Source organism: Bacillus sp. FSL M7-1345, assembly GCF_038006985.1.
In the GTDB taxonomy this organism is placed as follows: Bacteria; Bacillota; Bacilli; order Bacillales; family Bacillaceae_G; genus Bacillus_A; species Bacillus_A cereus_U.
The window spans coordinates 1,274,147-1,295,065 of sequence record NZ_JBBOWG010000001.1 but is presented as its reverse complement, the minus strand read 5'-3'; the positions used below and the strand labels follow the sequence as shown (position 1 = coordinate 1,295,065).

The following is a 20,919-nucleotide window of genomic DNA, read 5'->3' as shown; positions in this document are numbered from 1 at the left end:
AACGATTACATTTATCAACTTTACTTTATTAAATATTTATACATACTCTTTCGTTCCTCGTTACATACTAAAAGATAACTATTATAGAAAAAGATTATTATTATGGAACTTCAATTTATTTATGAAAAAAATTATTCAGGGTGCTCAATACGCAAAATATCTTTTACAAATATATGATGTGGATTCTCATCTTTATCAAGCATTGTGCATACAGGAGCTTCTTCATCAAAGTATACAATCATTCCTTCTACGTACTGATATGTATGTTGAACTTGTACAGTTACTTTAATTTCTATTGCTTGCTCATGTGCTCTTTTTATTTTCTGAAGCATTTTTGCTGAACATTTTCGTTTCTCTGGATACATAACCATTCCCATAAACCTATTCCCAGCTCTATCTTTCCACATGTAATCCCAATGTGGCAAGATGCCTTGTTTAAAATCCCCCATAATTCTCCTCTCCTTTATCTTCTATTTATGAACGTGGTGTTTCTGAATATGTATAAATTACCTGTCCACCGCGCTGTGCGTTCCCGATAATATGTTTAAAATCTTCTCGATTTACAACAACTTCCCTGAACGTATAAAATACATCTTTCGTCGCAACATACTCCTTTATTTCACCATTTTTCAGCTGATCCAAAATTGCATTTGCTAATTGTTTATCCATGTATTTCACCTCTCTGCAATAGTTTATTTTATCGCATCTTCTATAGGTCGACAACGGTAAAATTATCCCGTTGCTATTATGTAATTCACTTTCATTATTTTTATAGCTATATCACTTTATTATATTCGCACTAAATATCATATACTAACATAGCTACTTCTCTATATCAAACTTTTTGACGCTCTGTATAACAAAGTTCCAAGCCACTGTTTGTTATTTTATTTTATGCTACAATATATACATAGAACTAGGAGGGATACTATGATTCGGAAAGCAAAAAAGACAGATGCGGTAGGAGTAGCACCTTTACTGTATGACGCTCTGCACGAAATTGCTGAAAAAATCACAGGTAGCACAATTGAAGCAAAAGTAATACTAGGACTTGAAACATGGTTCGCAAAAGAAAATAATCGATTGAGCTATGAAAACTGTTTAGTGGCTGAACAAGATGGAAAAGTAGTTGGAGTTATTGTCGTTTATCACGGTAGTGACGCTGAGCAACTTGATGCACCAATCGTACACCACTTAAGAGAACTACATGAAGATGAATCCATTACGTTAGAAAAAGAAGCTGAACTTGATGAGTATTATATTGACACGTTGTCAGTTTCAAATATGTACAGTGGACGTGGCATTGGCTCTAAATTAATCGATGCCGCTGAACTTCATGCAACTGAAAAAGGTCATGAAAAAATTGCCTTACTTGTTAATTTAGAAAACAAACGTGCTTTTTCACTATATGAAAAACTTGGTTATAAAAAAGATACAACCGTTATGCTCGTTGGCGAACCGTATGCCCATCTAATAAAACCATTACGGTCATTGGTTTCTATATCTTAAAAAGACAATTCTTTTTTGCTTGTTATGTAGAGAAAGAGGCTGCCAAAGGGACAGCCTCTTTTAAGTTAATTTTGTATTTAATACATTTCCATCCATCGCCTCATGAAATGTATACGTTGTACATCCCCATGGCTTCCTATGGAAAATAGGCGAACCAGACCACCCCATTGCCCTCAGTTCAGTCCCAATCATCGGATTAAAATAACTATGACCTACAAGGGCAATACGTCCATGTACGAGCGCATAGCGGTGCAACATATTAGCAGCTTGCCTTGCTCTTTCTCGTACTTCCCTATAAGACTCAACATCTTTACTATAACCAACTATCCATCGTGTACGTCCAATAAACATCCATACATTAGGCTTACATTTCAACCATTTTGGAGCATAAAAACTCGTTGGAACTTCAGCTTCCCTAAAAAGAGGATTTTGCACAAAAGATAAAGAATCCGTTAATTCGGCTGTTGATCGTGCAGCACGCCTCTGATCACTCGTTACGACCAAATTCGCTGATTCAATCATCTCAATTGTTTCAATTGGTATAGGAGTTTTTTTTACTGTAGTCCCTAAATCATATTGCTTCATCCATTCACGAAATGAAATAATTGTCATTGGCTCTATAGTACTTTCCAAACGACCATGACGAATAAAAGAAATTCGCATTCTTTCCACTCCCCATTCATCACTTACGAACTATATTACGTACTATTTCTTATTGCCATCATACCATGCATAAAAAGAAAGTTATATATCCCCACCACTATCATATGTTATCGATGTGTGCACACCATCCAGTCCATCAAAATATGTAGTTGTTTCATGATGACGCACTTTCTTCAACTGCATATAAGAAAATAAAAATAATAAAATCGCTATAAAGCTCCCCACAACTTCAAACATCATTTTACCGCCCCTAATTTCTCCCACTTTAGTAGGTTATTGTATCTTTCATTATACTCCTATATAAAGATGTATGCACTTTCATCATTCCTCTCCTAAACAATATTTTTTACATATTTCCTTACAAAAAGTGAATATTTTTCGAATTTTTACTTTGGAAACATTTACAAAGTAGTAAATATAGTTCAAAATAAGAGGAAATAAAAAAGCCCAAATTATTCTTTTTTTGGGAAAACTGGAACAAGGAGAGTTGCTTATGCAGATCGCAGAAACTGGAGATATCATTGAATTTAAAGGTGGAATGCAAGGCCGTGTTCAAAAGGTAAATCAAAACTCCGTTATTGTTGATATAACAATTATGGAGAATTTTAGAGAACTAGATATGGAACCTCTTACAGTTGTAAGCCATAAAAACTATACTGTCATTAATCAACATGCATAATATAATAGAAAGAAAGGATCTGTATATCATACAGATCCTTTCTTTCTATATTAACGATTATCGATCTTTTCTGGATATAAATCGTGATTCATCATACGGTAGTCTGCCATTTTCTCATACTTAGTTCCTGGGCGGCCGTAGTTACAGTAAGGATCGATTGAAATACCACCACGTGGTGTAAATTTCCCCCATACCTCAATATAGCGTGGATCCATTAATTTAATTAAATCATTCATAATAACGTTCATGCAATCTTCGTGGAAGTCACCATGATTTCGGAAGCTAAATAAATATAGCTTTAAAGATTTACTCTCTACCATTCTTTGTTCTGGAATGTAGCTAATATAAATTGTTGCAAAATCTGGTTGTCCTGTTTTCGGACATAAACTTGTAAATTCAGGACAATTGAATTTTACAAAGTAATCACGGTTTGGATGGTTATTATCAAATACCTCTAAAATTCCCGGGCTATATTCAAATAAATATTTTGTATTTTGATTTCCTAATAATGTTACATCTTTTAAATCTTCATCTAATCTTCCTGCCATTTTAAACATCCCTTCTCATTATACCCCTCGTTTATTTCCCCATACTAACGCATGAAGCTGAGGCAGTACTTTCGCATCATTCATTTCTTTACAATTCACAGCTTTTTCAATAAGCCACTCATATTTTTCTAATAGTTTTTTTATAAGCACCGCATCATCCACTGTTTTCGTATCATCATTTCCTACTTGTAAGAAGAATGGTACATTCGGATAACGCTCGTGCATCTTAACTGCATATTCAAAATCTTGATCATCGAATACTACTACTTTTAAACTAAAATCTTTCTCTGCTAGTTTATGAATAACAGAATCTAACATCTGAAAATCTGTTTGCATAGTTGAACTTGGTGGTTTTGGAGAAATCGTTACCTCATCAATTTGAAGCAACCAATCTTGCCATTTACTCCCTTGCGTTTCTACCGCTGTTCGCATTCCATTCTCCTTTAATATAGAAAGAAGAAATTGCATATTTTTCAGCAAAACAGGATTTCCACCCGAAATCGTAACATGAGAAAAATTTTCTCCACCAATTTCTACAAGCTCATTCCAAATGTCTTCCGGTGTCATTTGTTTAATTTGATCTTTGGCCGATCCATCCCATGTAAAAGCAGAATCACACCAAGCACAGCTATAATCACAGCCCGCTGTACGGATAAACATTGTCTTTTGTCCTACAACCATCCCTTCTCCTTGAATGGTCGGACCAAATATTTCTAAGACGGGGATTTTACTCATCGAGCATCCACTCCCGTCTTACTTCCGCATAACTAGTCGGCGTCTCAAAAAGACGAACAAATTCAACACGAGCTCCCTTGTATTCGTTCGCACGATTATCTTTCGTTAATGCTTCTGCCATCTTTTCATAAATCCAAACGACCATATTTTCAGCAGTCGTATTCATTTCTGGCAATGTTTCGTTTAAATAACGATGATCTAAATAAATTTCTATTTCATTTTTCCAAATCTCTTTTATATCGCCAAAGTCAATTGCAAGGCCTATTTCATTTACATATCCGCTAATTCCAAATACGACTTTATATGTGTGTCCATGTAAATTTTTACATTTCCCTTCATAGCAGTGTAAATGGTGCGCTGCATCAAATGTAAATTCCTTGCTGACCATTACTCTTTTATTATGATATTTGAGTTGTTCACGCTGAATATCCTTGTCCATTTTTTGCAAATTTTCTACGATGCGAAATCCAAAAAAGTTATCCATTAGTTGCTCGCTCCTTCGCGTTCTTGTAGATACGTATCTAATCCTGCTTTACGAAGTTGACATGCTGGACATTCACCGCAACCATCACCAATGATTCCGTTATAACATGTTAATGTTTTTTCTCTAACAAACTCAAATGCTCCAAGTTCATCAGATAATTTCCATGTCTCTGCTTTATCAATCCACATAAGTGGTGTATGAATAACAAACGGATAATCCATAGATAAATTTAATGTAACGTTTAATGATTTCACAAACACGTCACGACAATCTGGATAACCACTGAAATCAGTTTCACATACCCCCGTTACAATATGACGTGCTCCAACTTGTTTTGCTAATACAGCCGCAAATGATAAAAACAGTAAATTTCGTCCATCTACAAATGTTGATGGTAATTCACCTTCTTCATGTGTAATCTCCATATCCGTTCTCGTTAACGCATTTGGAGCAAGTTGATTTAATAAACTCATATCTAGTACCGTATGTTTAATTCCTAACTCTTTCGCAATTTCCACTGCACAATCAATTTCTAACTTATGACGTTGATTGTAATTAAACGTTACAGCTTCCACTTCTGCAAACTGTTGTATTGCCCAAAATAAACATGTTGTACTATCTTGTCCACCACTAAAAACAACAACTGCTTTTTCTTTTTTCATTTCACTCATTCTCCTTCTCTACTACGAATAAGAAGAAAGAACGTTCTTGAACTGTCACAATAAAAAAACAAAACAATACCTAATGATATTGTTGTTTCCATAGTTTTTTATAGAGGGAGTTCGCGAACCTCTCCCATGCAGTGCACGGAATTTCTTCTTTCATTGACAAAGATTATTGTAACATATTGTATACTACCAGAAAAAATTTCTGATTTTTTCCGCTATTTCACATTTCATTTCTTTCATTTTATAGTATGATTAATTTAATGTTAGAAGAGAGGAGACATCCCACTGAAACTCTTTATTATTTATCTCTTTTTAAATATATTATCCATCCTTGTTACAATGCTTTTATATCATTTATTTTGGAATCAAAAAGGGAAACGCTCTCCTAAATTAAATTCAGCTATGTTTATTGTATTATGTTGCCTCGCTACCATACTATGTATCACTTTCGCAGCAAAAACAAACTATGGATTTCAATTTGATATGCGTCATATCGTATTAATTGTCGGTACATTAACAGGAGGTCCTATTGCCGGTGCTTCCATCTTAGCTGTATTAAACATATATCGCTTTTTATTAGGAGGGATAGGTGTTTTCCCATCCTTTATAGCTTCGGTTCTACTATTCATTGTTCTACTATTAACATACAAACTGTTTAACCGAAGTTCTAATCGTATAAAAATAGCACTCGCTATCTTTTACAGCCTCATATTCGGATTTGGCTGGATACCATTTTTCCTTTCAGAGGTTACAAATACGGCAGATTATATACCACATATTATCGTGTACGAACTATGTACGATGCTTGGTACAATCCTTATTTTATATTTGCTACACATATTACAAACGCAAGTTCGTCTCCAAAATGAACTTATGAATGCTGAAAAATTTCATTTAATCGGTGAAATGGCAGCTTCTATCTCTCATGAAATTCGCAACCCTTTAACTTCAACGAAAGGATTTTTGCAACTTTTACAGTCAGATACATGTTCTGAGAAGGACCGAAAATTATATATCGACATAGCCATTAATGGTATCGAACAAGCAAATCATGTTCTTACAGACTACTTAACTTTTGCAAAACCGAGTATTGAAAAAGAACAACAATTACAAGTAGAGGAAGAATTACTCCATGCGTTATCTTTAATTACACCTCTCGCCAATTTAACAAATGTTCGTATACATTACATAAAACAAAGTACATCCTTCTTTATAGCTGGTGAAAAGCAAAAGCTGAACCAATGCCTATTAAATATTTTAAAAAACTGTATTGAGGCTATGCCTAACGGTGGTGACCTTATTCTTACATTAGTTCCAGATCATAAACATATACAATTATATATAAAAGATACAGGTATTGGTATGGATCAAGAACAAGTAAAACGCCTCGGGTCACCTTTCTACTCGACGAAAGAAAAAGGGACCGGACTGGGGATGATGGTCGTCTTCAGTGTTATTCAAGCAATGAATGGAAAGGTTGACATTATGAGTGAAAAAGGAACAGGTACAACATTTTTATTAACTTTCCCGATCATACAAAAAACGTGATGAAGTTCATCACGTTTTTTCTGTTCCTTCAACTAATTCTGCAAAAGCTTTCACCTTTCCATGCGGCTTTTGATTTTCTTTCCGAGCTTTCCAAGCGCGCTCTTCTTCTCTCTTTTTCTTTGACATACTTTTCAACTCCTTTTCTCTTCCTCATGTAGTATTCCAAAATAAGAAATAAAACTATGCATGAGTAAAAAAGGAAAAAGAAGCGGTTCGCCGCTTCTTTTCCTTTTTCCCGCTATTTGATGACAGCCCGATTGTTGCGGACTAATAATCAGTGATATGCCCCTTGATTAAAGTTTCACTTTACCGCTGTAAAATTGCATGTTTCGCTTCTTTTAGCTGTGTAAGATGTCTTTGTTCGTGTAAATCCAGAAATTGAACCCATTGATATAAATTCAAATCATTAAAAATAGGATGTTTTAATCCATTTTCAAATAATTCTTTTTCATCTATCACACTATGAAGTGCATGAAACAATTCTTGTCGTGAATGTTCTAGTAATTGAATTCCTTGCAGTTTTTTCATTAATGTTTCTGTTGGTTTCATTTGTTGAGGAGCTTCTCGTTTATGTGTGCGATCAAGCGTAAGTTGGAGGTCTTTAAATGGAGCAAGTTTTCTTTCTTTTTTTTGCAAAGCATATACAAGGGCAGATGTGACAGACTGTTCAACTAAATGCAAATGATGCAAAATTTGAATAATACTCCATTTATCACGGCGTGGCTTTACATTCACCTCCGTATCATTTAACATTTCAATTTCTGATAACAGCGTGCTTCGTGTAGACTGTAATGAGTGGACTAAAGTTTCTAAACTAACATCCATATTAGATTGAAGCATAGTGCTTTCCCCCTTTTTGTTGGTGAAAAGGGGTGCTCCCCATTAGAAACACCCCCTGAAATAATTCTGAATTTTCTTTTATTATCTCATCATTTTTCCATTATGTCGATGTTAAACATGTGAAAAAAGTGCATGTTTTTTACAATTTTGTGTCGTCAACAGCACGTAACCACTCTTCAATTTCTGTAATTACACTTTTTACACACCCTTCAGCGAATGGTGATGTTAAATTTGCAACTTCTACTAATTCTAAGAATGATTTACTTCCACCTTGCTGACAAAGATTCACATAATCTTCCCAAGCCTCTTGTCTATTATCTCTTGCACGTTTCCAAAATTGCAGTGCACAAATTTGAGCTAACGTGTAGTCAATATAATAGAACGGTGAGCTATAAATATGGCCTTGACGTTGCCAGAAACCACCACGCTCTAAATAATCATTATCTTCATAATCACGATGTGGTAAATACTTCTTCTCTATGTTACGCCATGCTGACTTACGTTCTGCTGGCGATGCTTCTGGATTTTCATATACATAATGTTGATATTCATCTACAGATACACCGTACGGTAAAAATAGAAGTGCTGAACTTAAGTGTGAGAAGTAATATTTATCCGCATCTTCTTCAAAGAATAACTTCATCCATGGCCATGTAAAGAATTCCATACTCATTGAATGAATTTCACACGCTTCATATGTTGGCCAATTATATTCTGGAATTTCATACTTACGACTTTCATATACTTGGAAAGCATGACCAGCTTCATGTGTTAATACATCAATATCACCAGACGTTCCATTAAAGTTTGAGAAGATGAATGGCGCTTTATAATTCTCGATATATGTACAATATCCACCACCAGCTTTTCCTTTTTTCGCAACTAAATCTAATAAATCATTATCGAGCATGAAATTAAAAAATTCATCTGTTTCAGCTGATAATTCTTTATACATCGTTTTCCCGTGATTAATAATCCAATCGGCATCGCCTTTTGGAGTTGGATTACCTGTAGCAAACTCAAAGTTTTCATCATAATAAGCGAGCTTTTCTACACCAATGCGTGCTTTTTGTCTATTTCTTAACTCTGTTGCAACCGGAACGATATAATCTAATACTTGCTGACGATAGTTCGCTACCATTTCAGCATTATAATCTGTACGATACATTCTTGCATATCCTAATTCAACAAAGTTTTTAAAACCAAGTGTTTTTGCGATTTTCGTTCTCACATTAACAAGCTCATCATAAATACGATCTAGCTCTTCCTCATTCTCAGCTAAAAATCCGTAGTATGCTTCACTTGCTGCTTTACGTTCGCTTCTTTCTTTTCCTTGCATAAACGGAATAAGTTGCGATAATGTTCTCTCTTCTCCTGCAAAATCAATTTTTGCAGATGCTAATAACTGTGTATATTGTGACGACAATTTATTCTCTAATTGTAAATCTTTCACTACTTCATCTGAATATGTTTTTAAATCACATTCAGCTAGAGCAAATAATTGCTTTCCATAATACGCTTCTAATTCTTCACGGAATGGAGAATTAATTAACGCCTTATAATATTTTGTTCCATAGCCTTGCACAACTGGTGAGTATTCATCAAAGAAATCTTGCTCTTCCTTATAAAAAGCATCTGTCGTATCAACAGAATGGCGAATGTAACAAAGGTTCCCCATTGTACCAAAATCATTACGAATTTCATTAATTGAATTAATTACTTGTTGTTGTTCTTCAAGCGTTTTTGCCTTATCGAACTTTTCTAAAGCAACAATAAACTTCTCTTTTAATTCTTCAATATTTGGCCGTTTATATTCATAGTCTTTAAATGACATGAACGAGCCCCCTCTCCATTATATGCATCATTACTATAATTCAATGCTTACTTACAAATCTCCTCTTATTCTTCAGCAAAATGCGGTAGATGATGTCATGAATATATGCACACAAAAAAGCCTTGGATTTCTTTATCCAAAGCTTCTTTGGAACATATCATCATTTTTCATACTTTCCAATTTTTTTTAATAGATCAAGTAATTCATCCTTCTCATCCTTCGTTAACATTTCAAAAGACTGATGTATAACTTGCTCATGACCTGGAAAAATAGAAGCAATAAAGCTCTCTCCAGACTCCGTTAATTGCGCATAAATAACACGCCTATCATTTGGGCATGGAATTCGTTTTACAAGCCCTTTTTTCTCTAGCTTATCTACAACGTATGTAATGCTACCACTAGCTATTAAAATACGCTCACCGATTTGCTGAAGTGGTTGGCCTCCTTTATGATATAGTAATTCTAATACAGCAAACTCAGTTGGATTTAATCCGTTACTTTGTATGGATTTATTTGTAGTATCCATAACAGAACGATGTACACGGGATAGTGCAATAAATACTTTTAAAGATTGAGAAATGTCTTCTCGCTCATTATTTGATGTCATACCATTTCAACCCTTCACTTAAATTCTCCGCAACAAAAAGAAAAGCAACGTAGCGCTTCATTACAACTGCCGAATGAATATTCACTCATCCCTTTTCCTTTCCCTAATGTAATGCAAATGATTCTTGAATAAAAACATGACAATTTTAACATAGTTTATATATAATGATAATAAAAAAAGAAGGAGTACCAAATTTGAAAGTCAAATTACAAAGCATAGTTTTTTACATACTGCTTGTTATACTGCCAACGATAGGGATTGGTGCCACATTTTTTTCGTATCACACTTATCAAATGCAACAGGCAAACAAACTATCTGCTCACACTGTTCTCTTCTTATATAGAGACTATTTAGACCATCACCTTGGTGAAGCTATATCTGCCTTAGAAATGCTCGCAAAAGTCGTAGGGACCGAAAATGGAAACATCAATGGGATTAAACAAATTGTACATGATACCGATGGAAATGATGAACGTTTTTCCGGTCTATATTACGCTACAACAGATGGGATGATTACAATCGCATCCGAAGGCGATTCGCCGCCTATTGACGTTTCTGACCGCCAATACATCCAAGATGCATTGCAATCTAAGAAAACAACTGTATCATCAGTTATTACAGATCGTGTTCTTGGGCATCAAGCTATTATGATTGCCTCGCCAATATTTAATAGACAAAAGGAACTCTCAGGCTTATTATTAGCAAGTTTACGCTTTGACTACATTTCATATTCTTTAAATGCTATTAAACCACAATATCATTTCGAAGTGACTGATAAACATGATGTAGTTTTTCTAACCGATGATAATAACGAAACAAGCGATGGGCATTCTAATATGCTTACTACCCCACTCCAAAGATTAAATTGGAAAGTCTCTGTTTCTCCGTTACCTATTCATCAAAAAACTTTATACCAGTGGGTTTCAATAGAGTGTATAGCTACTTTATTTTTAATGTCTATTTTATTTTTACTTGCTCAATATATGTTATTAAAACGTCAAACAAAACTAGAAAGACAACAAAATGAACTGCAAAAAATTGAATTGGTTGGAACTTTTGCAGCTAGTACAGCCCATGAAATCCGTAACCCTCTTACTGGAATTAAAGGACTCGTTGCTCTGTTAAAAGAAAAATATAAAGATGAACAGGATCAGTTTTATTTTTCAGTGATTGAACAAGAAATAGAACGTATTAATGAAATTGTAAGCGAATTTCTTATTCTTGGAAAGCCAACTGCTATCATTGAACAAACATATGATGTAAGAACGATTCTTAATGAGGTAGCATTAATTATTCAATCCGAGGCGAATCTACATAACATTGTATTTCATTTACATTTGCCAGACCACCCTGTTCATATACGTTGCTCAAAAGACCATATGAAACAAGTGGTTTTAAACATTACAAAAAATGCAATTGAAGCCATGGCTTCTGGTGATACATTAACCATTGTAGTAACAAACAACGAAAAACACGCACAATTGCAAATTATTGATACTGGAAAAGGGATTCCAAAACATATTCAAAAACACCTCTTTCATCCGTTCTTTACTAATAAAGATACTGGAACAGGTCTTGGGCTTGTTATATGTAAACGAATTGTAGAGATGTACAATGGGCATATATTTATTGATAGTAAAGAAAACAAAGGAACGACAGTTCATATAGAGATTCCATTACACATAGTATAATTATCCTTATCCTAAAAGGGTAATTATACTTATTTCATAAAACCAGCCACAAACATTCTCCAAAAATTGCTCGATTTCCCTTCATACCCAATTTGAAAAATAGGAACCTTTATAATTGAAAACCATTTCGGTGTTTGTTTTTCTTTGTAACGCTGATACTGTACGATAAGCTTGTCCAATTCTTGACTAACTTGAATTGTCTCCATACTATTTAATCCACTTGTTAATCCTAAATGAATCATTTCTTCACGTTTCATATGAATATCATGCGAAAGCTTTTCTAATGTGTACTTCCTTTTTACAGTAAACATCCATATCCCCCTTATTTTTCTTCCATACTCTCAACGTCTCTTCTACTTTAGCCCTTTAAACACTTAATCCTATTTGAATTTGAAGAATCAGAAAATTAAACATTTTCCCCCTGTAATTTACAAATCTTTACCCTCACTTTGAGAATTATTACAAATTATTCTATCTTTGTAAATACATTCGCAATAATAGACATTTTTTTCATCTTCTTTTTTAGCAAATACCAAGTAAACTGCGGATTCTCTATTTTCCATATACTTTTCTTCGACATTTTTTGTTTAATTTATATAAAAACGCAAAACATAATGATGATTGATAAAGTGAAACTTTAATCAGTAGGGGTTTTGTTCATCCCCACTGATTATTAGCCCTCACCAATCGGGCGTTTACGGGCAATGAATCCCCCACCTAACTTCTTTGCTCCAGCCGAATTTTGAGGTGGGAGTCTTACTGCCCGCAAATAGCGGAATAAAATAGAAAGGAAATATTTATATGCGTAAATATACTATTACATTTCTCGTCTTCACCTTGTTCATACCCTTCTTCCTATTTCCTATTCAAGCAAATGCTCATACGAATAAGGTTGCTATTGTCATCGATGATTTCGGCAATAATATGAAAGGCACAGATAAGATGTTATCACTTCCAATTCCACTCACTGTTGCTGTTATGCCATTTCTTCCTTCTACTAAACAAGATGCAATAGCTGCCCATAAAAAAGGGCATGAAGTTATTATACATATGCCAATGGAACCAATTAGAGGAAAAAAAGAGTGGCTTGGACCAAAAGCGATTACAACAGATTTAAGCGATGAAGAAATAAACAACCGACTCGAACAAGCAATTCAAGAAATACCTCATGCAATAGGTATGAACAATCATATGGGATCAAAAGTAACCGCTGATGAAAGGATTGTACGTCTTATACTTTCTGCCTGTAAAAAACACGGTTTATTTTATTTAGATAGTAAAACAAACCCTAATAGTGTTGTCCCAAAAATCGGGAAAGAATTAGGCGTGCCTATTATTGAAAACCAATTATTTTTTGATGATGTATATACGGTAAGTCACATTTCAAAACAAGCACAATTACTTATAAAAAAAATCCAAGACAAACCCATTATGGTAGCTATCGGACACGTTGGGGCTCCAGGTGAAATTACATCACGTGTTATAGAAACTTCTATTCCTAAAATTCGTGAGCATGCAGACTTTATTTTTTTATCTGATTTAGCATTGTCTCCACCTTCTGTTTCAAAATAAGATTCATTTCTCACACTAAACAAGGTACCTATCTACGTATAGCAGATAGGTACCTTGTTTAACTTAAATATAATCTACATGACTCACCCTAAATCCCTTTTTTTCTATCTTTTCAATTAATTGCTTTAATTTTTTTTCATTTAACTCATCCGATATATTTACGATAACACGGCGAATATATTGATCACCGTTATCAAGCGTAAACAGTCCACCAATATTATATGCTTTTAATAATGTCCCAAGCTCTTTAATTGTTCCCTTACAATCTTGTGTTGCAATTGTTAATATATAACCACCCGTCCGCATACCGAACGAATCCTCAATGACATCAAATACATTAGAATGTGTTAAAATGCCGACAAATTCATTATACTCATTTAAAACCGCTAAAAACGGGAGACGGCGAATAACGTAAAAAGCTCTAAAAAAAGAATCCTTTTCAAAAATAAACGAATTTGGATTTTCCAGTACATCTTCTGTACTTACATCCTCTAATCTGCTATTACACTTCTTTTCTAAAAGATCTACTTTATAAATAATCCCCGTGAATTCCTTCTCATTTTCTGCTAATACAGGGATTGCGCGGAATCCCGTTTCATTCATAATTTGTAACGCCTTTTCACCAGAATCATTCGTTTTGCAAAATGTCACCTGCTGTTTTGGCAGAAAATGATATTTAACTCGCAAAATATGTTCCTCCTTACATGTCAACATGTAATCTATATATAATAAGGAGACCTATATTTTATGAGTGAAATTTCTTTTTAAAACGCTTTCATTTTTATAGAATGATAATATTTGTGAATACATCCTTATATAACAGAACTTTTTGCCCCTTTTATCATTAAAAGCTTTACGTGATAGTTCATTAAATACTCTATACCTTCCAACCATTTTTTCGCTTCTTCTGGGGTTTTCCCCCACACGATCATTCCGTAATTATGAACAAGGACTACTCCTCCACCTTCAACAAAATTCGGAACATTATTTTCTAATAAATTAGCGAATTTCTTTTCATCTTCTACAATTGGAATTGTCATTTCTGTAATACCATCTTTTCCAAAAACACGTTCCACACTGCGTTTTTCGAATGTTACTTCTCCTTCTTTCCCATATAGCTCTGACATTAAATGACTATCTACAGTTTGCACTTGTAAAATACATTCTGCACTACTTTTTTTATAAATATCCGCATGCATAAATGACTCTGTAGCTGGTTTTTCTTCGTTTTCAAATACTGGCTCACACATGCAATTTACGACAATAAAATCTTCTTCAGAAAATACCCCTTTATCTCTTCCCTCTACATTCACTAAAAATGTTAATGGCTCTTTTGACGTACACAGCGATAAACTAATTTTTGTACCATAAAACCAATCGCGAAGTGCCAATTCTGCTTTCACATCTTTTAATTCGTTCCATTTCTTCAGAAAAAATAACATTTCGTCACCCCCGGCGTAATATTAATATAATGTTCAAATCCTTTCTATGTAAAAGGAATGTTTTTTGATTATTCTAAAAATTTAATTGAATTATCACACGAGAATACCTTTTTGTCAATACGGTTTCAGCACCTATCGGAAAAATAGGCATATCACATATAAGCACTCCTGTCTATTTCGCACCTGATTTTGTACATATAAAAAATACGTTATTCTTCTTATTAAAGAATAACGTATTTTTCTCATTTATTATTTAATTATTGCGTTATATAAAAATTGTGCGTATTGTTCACGTGTTACGAAATCATCACCTGAAAAATCACCTTTGCCGTCACCTTTTGATATATTATTGTCCGCTAAAGCTTTCACATATCCCTCTGCCCAATGACCCTTTGGTACATCTTTAAAGCTCTCTACACTATTTTCATTTGCCTTTAACTGGAATACTTTTTGTAGTACTACTGACATTTCATATCGAGTTAATACTCCATTTGGACGGAACGTACCATTACCATCGCCCGTCATAATTCCGGCTTGTGTAACTGCCTCAATAGCCCCTTCATACATATTTCCTTTCGTATCTGTGAACTTCGTTTTCTGTTCTACATTTTGCTCCAACTTCAAGTACTTTTGTATTAAAACTGCTACTTGACCACGAGTAATGTTGTCACCAAATCCAAATTGCCCATTTACATAGCCTATAAATAACTTTTCTTTCGCTAAATAGTTAATTGCTTTCTCTGACCAATGACCCTTTGGCACATCTTTAAATTCAATTACTTCTTCCGCTACTTTTTCATTTACAACATTTTGAATAACAGACCCTGTGAAGAAGATTCCTGTATCCGCAAATGGATCTTTCACACCAAATTCATATACTTTCTCACCTGGTGTACTCCACTTAACCACATCGTTACTATACGTACCACCTTCACTCTTCAAACGAATTTTTGTAGAGATTTTACCATCTTTTTCGTATACAGGTACTTTCACTTCTTTATTTACTTCTGTTTCCTCTAAAAATACTTTTTGATTTTGAACATTGATGTAAGCCGTTTTACTTAGTTCTACAACTGGTCGAACATCACGGATTTCATTTGCAACAAAACTTAGAAATACTAACTTTTTCAAATTGCTAACTGGTGTTAAGTCTGAAATGTAATTTGCTTCCAAATCAAGTTTTTGTAAGTTTACTAGACTTGATAATGGAGTAATATCCTTTAACTCATTATTAGGTAAGTTTAAAACTTTCAACTGTGTCATCTTACTTAGAGGAGTAACATCTTTTATTTCATTTTTCCCAATCCATAACTCTTGTAATTGATTCAATTGATCAATTCCTGATAAATCTTTAACTTTATTACGCGTTAATACTAAATCTTTTAACGGTAACGTATACAGCGGTGTAATATCTTCAATTTGATTTCCTGCTAAAGATAAGTATGTTACATTTTTCAACTTACTTAACGGAGCAACGTTTGAAATTTTATTGTTTGCCACATTCAAGTAATCTAATTGTTCCATTTTCGCTAATGGTGCTACATCCTCAATTTGATTTCCTGCTAAATATAAACTTGTTACATTTTTCATTTCCGTTAGTGGTGCAACGTTCGTAATTTTATTATTACTTAAATCAAGAGATTCTAAATTATCCATCTTAACAAGTGGTGTTACATCTACAATTTCATTAGCGCGTAAAGCCAAATGTTTCAATTGCTTTAAGTTCGTAAAGAACGACGGATCTTTTATCTTCGCATTCGCAACTGTTAAAGATTTTAAATTTGGCATATATTTTAATGCACTATAATCAAGAATCTCATTCGTATTTAAAAACAAATCATTTACTTGTAATAACTCTTCTTTCGTAATTGGTGTATTTAAATCTTTTCTATTAAATACTTTTTTATTAACAAGTTCTCGTAGTTTCTTATCTGTTATCATGTTTTGACTATCAACTGGAGTATCCGTTTCCGTATTGCCTGAATTAGAATCATCATCTGGTTTCCCTGTTTCTTTCTCGCCTAAAGTCGGATCTTTAATTTCAAATTGAACTTGATATTTATGATCATATCCAATAGCCGGTATAAGTATATGCATTTGCATATTATGCTTCTTCTCAAATTCACCAATTTCAAATTGAACTACTTTCGTCCCATTTTTTCTCTTATCTTCTGACAAAACTTTCACATCATGAAATACACCCGGCTGGTTTCTATCTTCTATTCTAAGGTATTGAAAATAATCGCTATCTTGTACAGCTACAGTAACAATTTTTTTCCCGTCTTCAATCGCTACTTTAGGATTTTTTATGTATTGAGAAACCATAGATGGCTCGTCTTTTTGATCCTTATAAATTTTAATCTCAGTATCATACGTACGATCACTCGCTGCTGCTACCGACTGATTTGCTTCAATTTTTATTGCTGCTAATGCTGGAGTAGAATACGCAGCAAATGGAATTGCTAATGTTGTTGCTACTACTAGTGCCTTAATATAATTTTTTTTCAAAATAATATCCCCTTGTCTTATATAATTTTTAGTAATTGATAACTTTTATCAATTACCTACAAATAAATGATAATGAATCTCATTATCGTTGTCAACGAGAATATTACATTAAAATTATATTTCCGACGATAAAAAATAAAAAAACCCTTTATTCAAAGGGCTTTTTTACCTATTGTATGAAGGATTTCACTTTTTTCTTTTTCATTAATAACACCGAGTTTTTGCAAAACATTCGCGTACAATACAAGCTTATTATATACCCGTTCCGACATTCCCGTCCCCTCTTTCCTTCAGCCAACTTTTTTTCTATTGGTAAATTATATGAAGGAAATGAGAAAATGTGTCCACTTTTTGCACGAATGCAAATCTTTTATCTCACTATTCGAGAGCATATCAAAATTTTTGTTAAGTAAGTCCAACTATCCATAAAAGCTTGAGTGGCTAGTCCTTGCTAATAATTAACGAGAGATGGAACCTCCCGCCGCTTACTAGCAAACTGTCCATTGAATATTATGCTTTTTAACTTCTTCTTCAAAACTATATGGCATTTTCTTATCACAAATAACATGTTGAATACGAGAAAATCCTGATATTCGGTAGTTCCCTTTTACGCCTACCTTTGTATGATCGCATAAAATATACGTTTTCTCCGATAATTTAATCATCGCTTCTGACAGTTTCGCTTTTTCTAATTCAAAGCTGGAAACCCCAAAGCTAGGTAACAATCCATCAATCGAAACGAATGCTTTATGAAAATGAAATTGATGAATTACTTGCTGCGAAATAGAACCCGACACACGTGAATGTTTTGGAGATACCTTTCCACCAATAAATAAAACTTCACCGTGAAACATCTTTTTATTAATAGAAGATATTAATTGTGTCGCTACTGGAAAAGAGCTCGTAACAATCGTTAAATTTTTACGATGAACAAGATATGGCACCATTTGAAGTGGTGTACTTCCATCATCAATCGCAATAACATCCCCATCTTCCACAAACGTTGCTGCTTTATACCCAATTCTTTTCTTCTCTTCTATATGCAGCATCTCTCGTTCTAACATCGGTGCCTCTATCCCAGCTCCCGGAAGTTGAACAGCTCCACCATACACTTTCTTCAATTTTTTTTCACGATCTAATTCTTCTAAATACCGACGAATCGTCTCTGTTGATACTGCGAACTCTCTCGCTAATTCTGAAACTTTTACTTTCCCTTTAAACTCTACCTTCTCAAGAATTGTCCTCTTTCTCTCTTCACCTACTACCGACATAGCCTCACCCCATTTATATCTACCTCATAAACTGCCTTACTTATACAAAGTTATAATTTTCTTTTTCAGTGAAAATTTCTTCATGAATATAAATACCACGCTTTTCCAATTCATCAAAAATAATTTTTGGATTTTCAAAAGCTTCTTCAGGAGTAATAACACCGACTTTATTAACTACTCCTTTTGCAATTAACTCTGTAGCAACTCCAAATGGGATACCAACATTTCTTGTATAGGCTCTTAATTTCTCCCAACCTACTACAGAACCGTCAGATAGCGGATGTGTATTGTATAATACATGTCGCTGTTTTTGATTATTTTTCATACCTACTACTTCTACATGAAGTGCATAACCATAAAGCTCTGTTGCTTGCCCTTCTTTCGATTGTAATAGATACTTCGAAATACAATCCATAATACCAATTTCTTTACCGTTTATTTCAATTTGATCATTACGCAATATACCATAATCATATAAAGCACGAACGAGCTGCATATTTTGCTCTGGCCAAGTACCTCTCGTTTCTATCAGCCCAACACCTTTATCCTCCAGTGCCTTCGCTAACGTAATCGTTTCTGAGTGCGGGATGATATACTGCATTGTTTTTCCGTAAGGCGCTGGTAATTCAATTTCTCTCGGGCGCGCAAACGGAGGTACTTGCTTAAATTCACCATCTTCATACACTGTACGCGACGGTAAATGTGGATCATATTCATATGTCGTTGTTTCTGTAATTGATGCAGAAAAAGCAATTGGACGATATGAGCCATGACTTACTCTAACTGACTCTACAGTATCTAGCTGATTTGCTGCATACATAGCCATCATTTGCGTTACACCTGGCGTCATACCAAACCCAGGTAAACATGCTTTTCCGTTTTGAACAAATATAGAATGGGATTTATTTTCTTCACCAAATCCATTCAAGTTCACACCGTGACAGCCGGCATCTGCAATACAGCGAGTAGACAAGCCATTTAACTTTATCGTCGTGCCATCCATTACAATGTCATAGCCCTTCATTTTTGCGACCGTATCCTCATGATTTGTCACATCGACTTTTACAAAATCAACACGAGGATCATTTAACCACTCTACTACTTTTCGGCCTTCCTCTTCATTAAAATCGGCTACCGTAATCGTCTCAAAAGATGAAAATTGAACTAAATCTAAAATTGCTTCACGACAAATTTTACCTGCTCCACCTAAGCAAAATACTTTCACCCTATAACAACCCCTTTAGCAATACTATCAACTAAGCGATTAATATCGTCTTCATGTACATCACCGATATTTCCAATGCGGAACGTATCTACTTTCGAAATTTTACCAGGATAAATAACAAATCCATATCGCTTTAATTCATTATACAGCTGCAAAAATTCAAATCCTGCTTCTGGATAAATGAAAGATGTAATAATAGGAGATTGATATTTTTCATCTACTAATGGCTTGAAGCCTATTTCTTTCATTTTGTTCACTAATAATTTTTGATTATTATAATATCGATTGTAACGGGCTCTTACCCCGCCTTCTTCTTCTAATTCAAGCAATGCCTGATAAAAAGCGTGTACAACATGTGTAGGTGAAGTAAAACGCCATTTCCCATTTTGCTCTTCCATCGTTTCCCATTGATCATATAAATCTAATGATAAAGAACGGGCTTGCCCTTTGCATTTCAATAATTCATCACGATTTGCGATGACAAAACCGAATCCGGGAACACCTTGAATACATTTATTCGCACTACTAATTAGAAAGTCAATTTGCAACTCAGCGATATCTATTTCAATACCACCGAAACTACTCATCGCATCAACCAGTGTAACTTTTCCGTATTGTTTTCCTAATTCACATACATCTACAATTGGATTAATAATACCTGTCGTTGTTTCACAATGAACAACTGCTATATGCGTAATCTTTTTATCTTGTTGCAATAATTGTTCTACTTCTGCAATATTAGTAGGCTCCCACTCTTCTGTTTGACTGACCACCACATTTATATGTAACATCTCTGCCATTTGTACAATCCGCTTTCCGTACGCACCATTTGTACAAACTAGCAGCTTTCCGTTTCTAGGAATAACAGAACCAATTACTGCTTCAACCGAAAACGTACCGCTTCCCTGCATTAAAACCGTTGTGTACTTTTCTGCTTCCTTTGTCGCTAACGATACAAGCCTATTTCTTACATCTTGCACCATCGTGTTATATTCAACATCCCACGTACACCAATCGTATAGCATAACTTCTTTTACCGTTTTTGTTGTCGTTAATGGTCCTGGCGTTAATAATAAATAGTGATTTTCATTCATG

24 protein-coding genes and 1 riboswitch are annotated in these 20,919 nt (G+C 34.3%); of the genes, 5 read left to right on the top strand and 19 right to left on the bottom strand.

Annotation, left to right across the window (positions count from 1 at the left end):
- Window positions 1-131: 131 nt before the first annotated feature.
- Together MHB76_RS06725 and MHB76_RS06720 are read right to left on the bottom strand one after the other, a co-directional pair.
- Window positions 132-449, bottom strand: coding sequence for a hypothetical protein (locus MHB76_RS06725; RefSeq protein ID WP_078173250.1), 318 nt, complete (start codon window positions 447-449; stop codon window positions 132-134).
- Between the two features lie 25 nt (window positions 450-474).
- Window positions 475-669: a hypothetical protein gene (locus tag MHB76_RS06720; protein ID WP_002149609.1), complete on the bottom strand. Its 195-nt coding sequence runs from the start codon at window positions 667-669 to the stop codon at window positions 475-477.
- A gap of 261 nt (window positions 670-930) precedes the next feature.
- On the opposite strand from MHB76_RS06720, the gene MHB76_RS06715 reads away from it, so the two are divergent.
- Window positions 931-1,509, top strand: a complete 579-nt coding sequence (locus tag MHB76_RS06715) for a GNAT family N-acetyltransferase (protein WP_002158723.1) — start codon at window positions 931-933, stop codon at window positions 1,507-1,509.
- A 60-nt stretch (window positions 1,510-1,569) separates the two neighbouring features.
- Here MHB76_RS06715 and MHB76_RS06710 read toward each other — a convergent pair whose 3' ends face one another.
- Together MHB76_RS06710 and MHB76_RS06705 are read right to left on the bottom strand one after the other, a co-directional pair.
- Window positions 1,570-2,172 carry a histidine phosphatase family protein gene (locus tag MHB76_RS06710; RefSeq protein ID WP_078173251.1) on the bottom strand — a complete coding sequence of 201 codons (603 nt, stop codon included), beginning with the start codon at window positions 2,170-2,172 and terminating at the stop codon, window positions 1,570-1,572.
- An 81-nt stretch (window positions 2,173-2,253) separates the two neighbouring features.
- Window positions 2,254-2,412, bottom strand: a complete 159-nt coding sequence (locus MHB76_RS06705; RefSeq protein WP_033710437.1) for a hypothetical protein — start codon at window positions 2,410-2,412, stop codon at window positions 2,254-2,256.
- Window positions 2,413-2,665: 253 nt separating this feature from the next.
- Here MHB76_RS06705 and MHB76_RS06700 point away from each other — a divergent pair, with 253 nt between their 5' ends.
- On the top strand, window positions 2,666-2,851 hold the full coding sequence (locus MHB76_RS06700; protein ID WP_002064385.1) for a YkvS family protein: 186 nt from the start codon (window positions 2,666-2,668) through the stop codon (window positions 2,849-2,851).
- Window positions 2,852-2,901: 50 nt separating this feature from the next.
- On the opposite strand, the gene queF is transcribed toward MHB76_RS06700, so the two are convergent.
- The 4 genes from queF to queC are packed head-to-tail and all read right to left on the bottom strand — an operon-like array spanning window position 2,902 to window position 5,280.
- A complete protein-coding gene (gene queF / locus MHB76_RS06695; protein WP_002158726.1) occupies window positions 2,902-3,399 on the bottom strand; it encodes a preQ(1) synthase in 498 nt (165 codons plus the stop codon).
- Window positions 3,400-3,417: 18 nt separating this feature from the next.
- On the bottom strand, window positions 3,418-4,134 hold the full coding sequence (queE, locus tag MHB76_RS06690) for a 7-carboxy-7-deazaguanine synthase QueE (RefSeq protein ID WP_078173252.1): 717 nt from the start codon (window positions 4,132-4,134) through the stop codon (window positions 3,418-3,420).
- Complete coding sequence (gene queD / locus MHB76_RS06685; RefSeq protein ID WP_002011526.1) at window positions 4,127-4,618, bottom strand: 6-carboxytetrahydropterin synthase QueD; 492 nt, start codon at window positions 4,616-4,618, stop codon at window positions 4,127-4,129. The genes queE and queD overlap by 8 nt, the downstream gene beginning before the upstream one ends.
- Window positions 4,618-5,280 (bottom strand): 7-cyano-7-deazaguanine synthase QueC, encoded by a 663-nt coding sequence (queC, locus tag MHB76_RS06680; RefSeq protein ID WP_002158728.1) that lies wholly within the window; start codon window positions 5,278-5,280, stop codon window positions 4,618-4,620. Before queC ends, queD begins: the two co-directional genes overlap by 1 nt.
- Window positions 5,281-5,373: 93 nt before the next feature.
- Window positions 5,374-5,417: riboswitch (PreQ1 riboswitch) on the bottom strand.
- Between the two features lie 208 nt (window positions 5,418-5,625).
- Here queC and MHB76_RS06675 point away from each other — a divergent pair.
- Complete coding sequence (locus tag MHB76_RS06675; RefSeq protein ID WP_078173253.1) at window positions 5,626-6,834, top strand: ATP-binding protein; 1,209 nt, start codon at window positions 5,626-5,628, stop codon at window positions 6,832-6,834.
- A 9-nt stretch (window positions 6,835-6,843) separates the two neighbouring features.
- On the opposite strand, the gene MHB76_RS06670 is transcribed toward MHB76_RS06675, so the two are convergent.
- The 4 genes from MHB76_RS06670 to MHB76_RS06655 form a co-directional block, all read right to left on the bottom strand.
- Window positions 6,844-6,960: a DUF6254 family protein gene (locus tag MHB76_RS06670; RefSeq protein ID WP_000038354.1), complete on the bottom strand. Its 117-nt coding sequence runs from the start codon at window positions 6,958-6,960 to the stop codon at window positions 6,844-6,846.
- A 180-nt stretch (window positions 6,961-7,140) separates the two neighbouring features.
- On the bottom strand, window positions 7,141-7,674 hold the full coding sequence (locus MHB76_RS06665) for a DinB family protein (RefSeq protein WP_002149622.1): 534 nt from the start codon (window positions 7,672-7,674) through the stop codon (window positions 7,141-7,143).
- A gap of 139 nt (window positions 7,675-7,813) precedes the next feature.
- Entirely contained in the window at window positions 7,814-9,508 is a 1,695-nt protein-coding gene (locus tag MHB76_RS06660; protein WP_078173254.1) for a M3 family oligoendopeptidase, read from the bottom strand.
- A gap of 160 nt (window positions 9,509-9,668) precedes the next feature.
- Window positions 9,669-10,115 (bottom strand): MarR family winged helix-turn-helix transcriptional regulator, encoded by a 447-nt coding sequence (locus MHB76_RS06655; protein ID WP_000203343.1) that lies wholly within the window; start codon window positions 10,113-10,115, stop codon window positions 9,669-9,671.
- A gap of 194 nt (window positions 10,116-10,309) precedes the next feature.
- Between MHB76_RS06655 and MHB76_RS06650 the strand changes: the two genes are divergently transcribed.
- Window positions 10,310-11,806: a DUF3149 domain-containing protein gene (locus tag MHB76_RS06650; protein WP_078173255.1), complete on the top strand. Its 1,497-nt coding sequence runs from the start codon at window positions 10,310-10,312 to the stop codon at window positions 11,804-11,806.
- A 29-nt stretch (window positions 11,807-11,835) separates the two neighbouring features.
- On the opposite strand, the gene MHB76_RS06645 is transcribed toward MHB76_RS06650, so the two are convergent.
- Window positions 11,836-12,117, bottom strand: a complete 282-nt coding sequence (locus MHB76_RS06645; protein WP_002149628.1) for an aspartyl-phosphate phosphatase Spo0E family protein — start codon at window positions 12,115-12,117, stop codon at window positions 11,836-11,838.
- A gap of 490 nt (window positions 12,118-12,607) precedes the next feature.
- Between MHB76_RS06645 and MHB76_RS06640 the strand changes: the two genes are divergently transcribed.
- Window positions 12,608-13,378, top strand: a complete 771-nt coding sequence (locus MHB76_RS06640) for a divergent polysaccharide deacetylase family protein (RefSeq protein WP_002158732.1) — start codon at window positions 12,608-12,610, stop codon at window positions 13,376-13,378.
- Between the two features lie 63 nt (window positions 13,379-13,441).
- Here MHB76_RS06640 and cbpA read toward each other — a convergent pair whose 3' ends face one another.
- The 6 genes from cbpA to phnW form a co-directional block, all read right to left on the bottom strand.
- Window positions 13,442-14,065: a cyclic di-AMP binding protein CbpA gene (gene cbpA / locus MHB76_RS06635; protein WP_002140932.1), complete on the bottom strand. Its 624-nt coding sequence runs from the start codon at window positions 14,063-14,065 to the stop codon at window positions 13,442-13,444.
- A gap of 125 nt (window positions 14,066-14,190) precedes the next feature.
- Window positions 14,191-14,820, bottom strand: a complete 630-nt coding sequence (locus MHB76_RS06630; RefSeq protein ID WP_016104255.1) for a class II aldolase/adducin family protein — start codon at window positions 14,818-14,820, stop codon at window positions 14,191-14,193.
- A 249-nt stretch (window positions 14,821-15,069) separates the two neighbouring features.
- On the bottom strand, window positions 15,070-17,328 hold the full coding sequence (locus MHB76_RS06625; RefSeq protein ID WP_340986040.1) for an NEAT domain-containing leucine-rich repeat protein: 2,259 nt from the start codon (window positions 17,326-17,328) through the stop codon (window positions 15,070-15,072).
- A 488-nt stretch (window positions 17,329-17,816) separates the two neighbouring features.
- Window positions 17,817-18,599, bottom strand: coding sequence for a DeoR/GlpR family DNA-binding transcription regulator (locus MHB76_RS06620; RefSeq protein ID WP_002158735.1), 783 nt, complete (start codon window positions 18,597-18,599; stop codon window positions 17,817-17,819).
- 40 nt (window positions 18,600-18,639) lie between these two features.
- Entirely contained in the window at window positions 18,640-19,824 is a 1,185-nt protein-coding gene (locus tag MHB76_RS06615) for a saccharopine dehydrogenase family protein (protein ID WP_078173257.1), read from the bottom strand.
- On the bottom strand, window positions 19,821-20,918 hold the full coding sequence (gene phnW, locus MHB76_RS06610) for a 2-aminoethylphosphonate--pyruvate transaminase (protein ID WP_078173258.1): 1,098 nt from the start codon (window positions 20,916-20,918) through the stop codon (window positions 19,821-19,823). The genes MHB76_RS06615 and phnW overlap by 4 nt, the downstream gene beginning before the upstream one ends.
- Window position 20,919 lies beyond the last annotated feature (1 nt).

Coding starts and splice junctions, on each gene's coding strand:
- MHB76_RS06640 (WP_002158732.1), top strand. CDS start 12,608: ATGCGTAAATATACTATTACATTTCTCGTCTTCACCTTGTTCATACCC.
- queD (WP_002011526.1), bottom strand. CDS start 4,618: ATGGATAACTTTTTTGGATTTCGCATCGTAGAAAATTTGCAAAAAATG.
- queF (WP_002158726.1), bottom strand. CDS start 3,399: ATGGCAGGAAGATTAGATGAAGATTTAAAAGATGTAACATTATTAGGA.
- MHB76_RS06720 (WP_002149609.1), bottom strand. CDS start 669: ATGGATAAACAATTAGCAAATGCAATTTTGGATCAGCTGAAAAATGGT.
- MHB76_RS06660 (WP_078173254.1), bottom strand. CDS start 9,508: ATGTCATTTAAAGACTATGAATATAAACGGCCAAATATTGAAGAATTA.
- queC (WP_002158728.1), bottom strand. CDS start 5,280: ATGAAAAAAGAAAAAGCAGTTGTTGTTTTTAGTGGTGGACAAGATAGT.
- MHB76_RS06715 (WP_002158723.1), top strand. CDS start 931: ATGATTCGGAAAGCAAAAAAGACAGATGCGGTAGGAGTAGCACCTTTA.
- MHB76_RS06620 (WP_002158735.1), bottom strand. CDS start 18,599: ATGTCGGTAGTAGGTGAAGAGAGAAAGAGGACAATTCTTGAGAAGGTA.
- queE (WP_078173252.1), bottom strand. CDS start 4,134: ATGAGTAAAATCCCCGTCTTAGAAATATTTGGTCCGACCATTCAAGGA.
- MHB76_RS06700 (WP_002064385.1), top strand. CDS start 2,666: ATGCAGATCGCAGAAACTGGAGATATCATTGAATTTAAAGGTGGAATG.
- MHB76_RS06665 (WP_002149622.1), bottom strand. CDS start 7,674: ATGCTTCAATCTAATATGGATGTTAGTTTAGAAACTTTAGTCCACTCA.
- MHB76_RS06630 (WP_016104255.1), bottom strand. CDS start 14,820: ATGTTATTTTTTCTGAAGAAATGGAACGAATTAAAAGATGTGAAAGCA.
- MHB76_RS06725 (WP_078173250.1), bottom strand. CDS start 449: ATGGGGGATTTTAAACAAGGCATCTTGCCACATTGGGATTACATGTGG.
- MHB76_RS06645 (WP_002149628.1), bottom strand. CDS start 12,117: ATGTTTACTGTAAAAAGGAAGTACACATTAGAAAAGCTTTCGCATGAT.
- MHB76_RS06710 (WP_078173251.1), bottom strand. CDS start 2,172: ATGCGAATTTCTTTTATTCGTCATGGTCGTTTGGAAAGTACTATAGAG.
- phnW (WP_078173258.1), bottom strand. CDS start 20,918: ATGAATGAAAATCACTATTTATTATTAACGCCAGGACCATTAACGACA.
- MHB76_RS06655 (WP_000203343.1), bottom strand. CDS start 10,115: ATGACATCAAATAATGAGCGAGAAGACATTTCTCAATCTTTAAAAGTA.
- MHB76_RS06670 (WP_000038354.1), bottom strand. CDS start 6,960: ATGTCAAAGAAAAAGAGAGAAGAAGAGCGCGCTTGGAAAGCTCGGAAA.
- MHB76_RS06705 (WP_033710437.1), bottom strand. CDS start 2,412: ATGATGTTTGAAGTTGTGGGGAGCTTTATAGCGATTTTATTATTTTTA.
- MHB76_RS06675 (WP_078173253.1), top strand. CDS start 5,626: ATGCTTTTATATCATTTATTTTGGAATCAAAAAGGGAAACGCTCTCCT.